Annotated in this window: 6 protein-coding genes; 2 read left to right on the top strand and 4 right to left on the bottom strand. The window is 66.2% G+C overall.

Annotated features, from left to right (window positions below; all coding sequences use genetic code 11):
- The 4 genes from sdhA to VL752_RS19155 form a co-directional block, all read right to left on the bottom strand.
- On the bottom strand, window positions 1-1,654 hold a 1,654-nt coding region (gene sdhA, locus VL752_RS19170), incomplete at its 3' end, for a succinate dehydrogenase flavoprotein subunit (RefSeq protein WP_325357713.1).
- Window positions 1,655-1,667: 13 nt separating this feature from the next.
- Window positions 1,668-2,069 (bottom strand): succinate dehydrogenase, hydrophobic membrane anchor protein, encoded by a 402-nt coding sequence (sdhD, locus tag VL752_RS19165; RefSeq protein ID WP_325357711.1) that lies wholly within the window; start codon window positions 2,067-2,069, stop codon window positions 1,668-1,670.
- Between the two features lie 12 nt (window positions 2,070-2,081).
- Complete coding sequence (sdhC, locus tag VL752_RS19160) at window positions 2,082-2,516, bottom strand: succinate dehydrogenase, cytochrome b556 subunit (protein WP_325357709.1); 435 nt, start codon at window positions 2,514-2,516, stop codon at window positions 2,082-2,084.
- A 224-nt stretch (window positions 2,517-2,740) separates the two neighbouring features.
- Window positions 2,741-3,145, bottom strand: a complete 405-nt coding sequence (locus tag VL752_RS19155) for a ketosteroid isomerase-related protein (protein WP_325357707.1) — start codon at window positions 3,143-3,145, stop codon at window positions 2,741-2,743.
- A 94-nt stretch (window positions 3,146-3,239) separates the two neighbouring features.
- Here VL752_RS19155 and VL752_RS19150 point away from each other — a divergent pair, with 94 nt between their 5' ends.
- Both VL752_RS19150 and VL752_RS19145 read left to right on the top strand, forming a co-directional pair.
- The gene (locus tag VL752_RS19150; RefSeq protein WP_325357705.1) at window positions 3,240-4,253 is read left to right on the top strand and encodes a glycine--tRNA ligase subunit alpha; all 1,014 of its coding nucleotides are present in this window, start codon (window positions 3,240-3,242) and stop codon (window positions 4,251-4,253) included.
- A partial coding sequence (locus tag VL752_RS19145; RefSeq protein WP_325357704.1) for a glycine--tRNA ligase subunit beta occupies window positions 4,253-4,897 on the top strand: 645 nt, incomplete at its 3' end. The genes VL752_RS19150 and VL752_RS19145, both read left to right, overlap by 1 nt.

Raw genomic sequence — 4,897 nt, 5'->3', positions numbered from 1 at the left:
GCGCCTGGGCGCCGCGGCTTTCGTGCCGGGCCTCCGCGCCGACCATCGTGGTCATCGCACTCCCCATCAGGTTCTGCAGCTCCAGCGCCTCGACGAGGTCGGAGTTCCAGATCAGGCTGCGGTCGGAGACCGACATGTCGGACATGCCGGACCAGATCTTCTGCACCTTCGCGACCCCTTCTGTCAGGCTCGCGGAATTGCGGAAGACGGCGGCATGGCTTTGCATCGCGCGCTGCAGATCAACGCGCAGCTCCGCGACGCGGGTGTGGCCGCTGGCATGGCGGGCGGCGTCAAAACGGTCGAGCGACGCCTCACCCGCGCCGGCCGGCAGCGGCGCCTGCGTCGCGCCAGGCTGCACCGTCTCCGCCGCGCGATGAGCGGCGGCGCGGCCAAAGACCACGAGATCGAGCAGCGAATTGGTGCCGAGGCGGTTGGCGCCATGCACGGAGACGCTGGCACATTCGCCGACCGCCATGAGGCCGCGCACCACGCGATCCGGGTCTTCCGGCGTCGGCGACAGAACCTCGCCGTGATAGTTCGTGGGAATGCCGCCCATGTTGTAATGCACGGTCGGCAGGACGGGGATCGGCTCCTTCGTCACATCGACGCCCGCGAAGACTTTCGCGGTCTCGGAAATGCCGGGCAGCCGCTGATGCAGGAGATCCGCCCCGAGATGCTCGAGATGAAGCAGGATGTGGTCCTTGTTGGGACCGACGCCCCTGCCCTCGTTGATCTCGATGGTCATCGAGCGGGAAACGACATCGCGCGACGCCAGATCCTTCGCGGTCGGCGCGTAACGCTCCATGAAGCGCTCGCCGGCGGCATTGGTGAGATAGCCGCCCTCGCCGCGCGCGCCTTCGGTGATCAGGCAACCGGCGCCGAAGATGCCGGTGGGGTGGAACTGCACGAATTCCATGTCCTGCATCGGCAAGCCGGCACGGATCACCATGCCGTTGCCGTCCCCGGTGCAGGTATGGGCGGAGGTGCAGCTCTGATAGGCGCGGCCATAGCCGCCCGTTGCGAGAACAACGGTCTGGGCCCGGAAGCGGTGGATGGTACCGTCATCCAGGCACCAGGCGGTAACGCCACGGCAGGCGCCATCCTCGTCCATGATCAGGTCGAGGGCGAAGTATTCGACGAAGAACTCGACGTCGTGCTTCAGGCTCTGCTGATAGAGGGTGTGCAGGATGGCGTGTCCGGTCCGGTCCGCTGCCGCACAGGCGCGCATGGCCGGACGCTTGCCGTAGTCCTGCATATGGCCGCCAAAGGGGCGCTGGTAGATACGCCCGTCCTCGGTGCGGCTGAAGGGCACACCGAAATGCTCGAGCTCGTAGATGGCCGGAATCGCGTTGCGGCACATGTATTCGATGGCATCCTGATCACCCAGCCAGTCCGACCCCTTCACGGTGTCGTACATGTGCCAGCGCCAGTCATCCTCGCCCATATTGCCGAGGGCCGCGCCAATGCCGCCCTGGGCCGCGACCGTGTGGCTGCGGGTCGGGAAGACCTTGGTGATGCAGGCCGTTTTCAGCCCGGACGCGCCCATGCCGAGGGTGGCGCGCAGCCCGGCACCGCCCGCGCCGACCACCACGACGTCGTAGGTATGGTCGACAACCTTATAGGCGCTGGAGGACGGCTTCGAGATCGCATTCATCGTGGCGCCCTCTTCAGATCGCGAGTTTCAGAACGGAAAGGACCGCGGCCAGGCCGAGCAGCCAGACAATCGCCTTCATGACCATCATCCAGATCAGGCGATGGCCTTCGTCATGGACGTAATCCTCGAGCACCATCTGCAGTCCGAGCTGGGTATGGTGGAAGGACGCAATGATCAGCGCGATGAGCAGCACCGCGACCAGCGGCTGCGAGACCCAATGGGCGATATCGGGCTGCGGATGGCCGGCGAGGGAAAGGACGGAAAAGACGAACCAGAGCGTAAGCGGAATGAGGGCGACGGAGGTGACCCGCTCCGCCCACCAGTGATGCAGGCCGGATTTCGCCGAGCCCAGGCCCTTGGCCTGCCCGAGAGGCGTCTGCCGCATCGTGACGGCGAGCTTGTCAGTCTTTGCCATGATTTGAGATCCTCAGAGCCAGACGGCGAGGCCAATGATCCAGCTGAGCACCGTCAGCACGGCGGTCGCGATGACCACGATCAACGCCGTTTGGTGCGACGTCTTGATCTCGAAACCCCAGCCGATGTCCCACAGAAGATGCCGGATGCCGTTGCAGAAGTGGTACCACAGGGAAAGCGTCCAGCCGAACATCAGGATCAGGCCGATGGGTGAGCCGATGAAACCCTGCGCGGTTGAAAAGGCCTGAGGGCCGGTGGCGGCGGCAACCAGCCACCACACCATCAGCAGGAGCCCGACCGAGAGGGCGATGCCCGTCACGCGGTTCATGATGGAGGTGCCGGAACTGACCTGGGGCTTGTAGATTTGCAGGTGCGGGGAGAGCGGGCGGCGGACCAGCGTGCCATCGCTCCGCTTACCGATCATTAATGCTTCGCGCACATCTGGCATAAGCGGTTCCACTTAGATTGGATGGCGACCCAAACCGCGTGCGCGGGCGCAAATGTTCCGCGATAACGGCGCCGGAGGCCGTGTTTTCTCTGGCGTCTTCTGTAGTCGCGCTGGACGGCCGGGTCAACGCAACCGCAGCATTCTGATATGACAGGGCAGCTACCTTGCTGCGACGGTCACAACCCGGTGACGCCAGGGTCACCGGGTTCGCGCCGCCCAGGTGTTCAGGCGCCGACCTGGGCCAGCCAATCTTGCAGATTATAGTAGTTGCTGATGCGGGCGACCTTGCCATCGCGCAAGGTGAAGAAGGCGCCGGCTGGCAGCACATAGGTCTGGCCGGAAGCCTCCGGCAGCCCCTCGTCGGTCGCGAGATAGGTGCCGTGGACGGTGAATTCGGCGGCACCCCGGTCCCCGGCCGTGCCGGTCAGGATCACGAGATCCTCCAGGCGCTCCCGGTAGCAGCGGGTCATGTGGTCGACGAAGCGACCGAACGCCTCTTTCCCGATCTGACGCTCACCCTGGTTGATGTCATGCGCGACGTCATCCGTCAGCACCGCCAGGAAGGCCTCCTTATCTCCGGCATTGAAGGCCGCGTAATAGGCCCCGATCACCGCCGCCACGTCGCTCATACCCGATCCTCGCTCTCATCCCGTCAGCCATTGCCTTGCCCAGAGGCCATGGGGGCCGTAATGGAAAGCCCCCCTTCAAAGCCCTGGGCGACCCATGAACCCGAGTTCCGAGACAACGCGCAAGCCCCTGAGCTTTCAGGGCATCATCCTGAAGCTGCACGACTATTGGTCAGACAAGGGCTGCGTCATCCTGCAGCCCTATGACATGGAAGTGGGTGCGGGCACCTTTCACCCGGCGACGACGCTGCGCGCCCTCGGCAACAAGCCGTGGAAGACCGCCTATGTGCAACCCAGCCGCCGCCCGACGGACGGCCGCTACGGCGAGAATCCGAACCGCTTGCAGCATTATTACCAGTATCAGGTGCTGATGAAGCCGAGCCCTGCGGATGCCCAGGCGCTGCTGCTCGGCAGCTACGAAGCGATCGGCATCGACCTCGCCCGCCACGATATCCGCTTCGTCGAGGATGACTGGGAAAGCCCGACACTCGGTGCCTGGGGTCTCGGCTGGGAAGTCTGGTGCGACGGCATGGAGGTGACGCAGTTCACCTACTTCCAGCAGGCGGGCGGCTTCGAGTGCAGGCCGGTCGCGGCGGAGCTGACCTACGGGCTGGAGCGTATCGCCATGTACCTGCAGGGAGTCGACGACATCTACGACCTGGTCTTCTGCACGTATCCCGACGGGACCAAGCTCACCTACCGCGACGTCTTCTGGCAGAACGAGCGCGAGCAGAGCGAGTACAGCTTCCACGCCAGCGATCCCGACCGGCTCTTCCGCCTCTTCGACGAGTACGAGAAGGAGTGCCGCGCGCTGGTGGAGAAGAAGCTGCCCCTGCCCGCCTACGACTACTGCCTGAAGTGCTCGCACGCCTTCAACCTGCTCGACGCGCGGGGCGCCATCAGCGTGACCGAGCGGCAGGGATACATCCTGCGCGTGCGCAAGCTGGCGCACGACTGCGCCAGGCTCTACCTCGCCATCCGCGCGAGGATGAAGTTCCCCGCGCTCAAGGACCGCGCCCTCGCCGAGCGCGAGCTGGCCCGCCACGCGGAGCTCCTCGAAGATGCGCCGGCGAAGGCCTCTGCCAGGGCGGCGAAGGCGGAGCGGCGCTGATGGATCTGGTCTTCGAGATCGGCACCGAGGAGCTGCCGGCGAGCTTCCAGCGGCCGGCGGTGGAGTGGATGGCGGCCGAGATCAACAAGGGCCTCGACGACGCGCGCCTCAACGGAGAGGGCGAAGGACAGCGGGCGAACATCTCCACCTGCGCCACCCCGCGCAGGCTCGCGCTCGTCGTCACCGCCATCGCGGCCCGCGCTCCCGACGTGCGCAAGAAGCTGTCCGGACCGCCGCTCAAGCAGGCGCAGCAGGACGGGAAGTGGACGAAGGCGGCGGAAGGCTTCGCGCGCAAGGCCGGCGTGCCCCTGGACGCGCTGCGCGTCGAGGGCGATCGGGTGGTCGTCGACCAGGAGCAGAAAGGGCGGGCCGCCGCCGAAGCGCTGCCCGCGATGCTGGAGCAGATCGTCCGGGCCATCCCCTTCCGCAAGTCGATGCGCTGGGACTCGCTCGAGGCCGACGCCTTCGCCCGACCGGTGCACTGGATCGCCGCGGCGCTGGACGGAAAGCCGCTCCCGATCCGCTTCGCCGACGTGGTCAGCGCGCCGAGGACACGCGGCCACCGCTTCGCGGCGCCCGAGGAATTCCCGCTGCCCTCCGCCGGCGCCTACGTGGAGGCGCTGCGCAAGGCGCACGTGCTGGCC

The organism is Acidisoma sp., from assembly GCF_035492295.1.
Taxonomy (GTDB): domain Bacteria; phylum Pseudomonadota; class Alphaproteobacteria; order Acetobacterales; family Acetobacteraceae; genus Acidisoma.
Note: the sequence above shows the minus strand (reverse complement) of the source record. Positions and strands in the feature narration are given on the sequence as shown.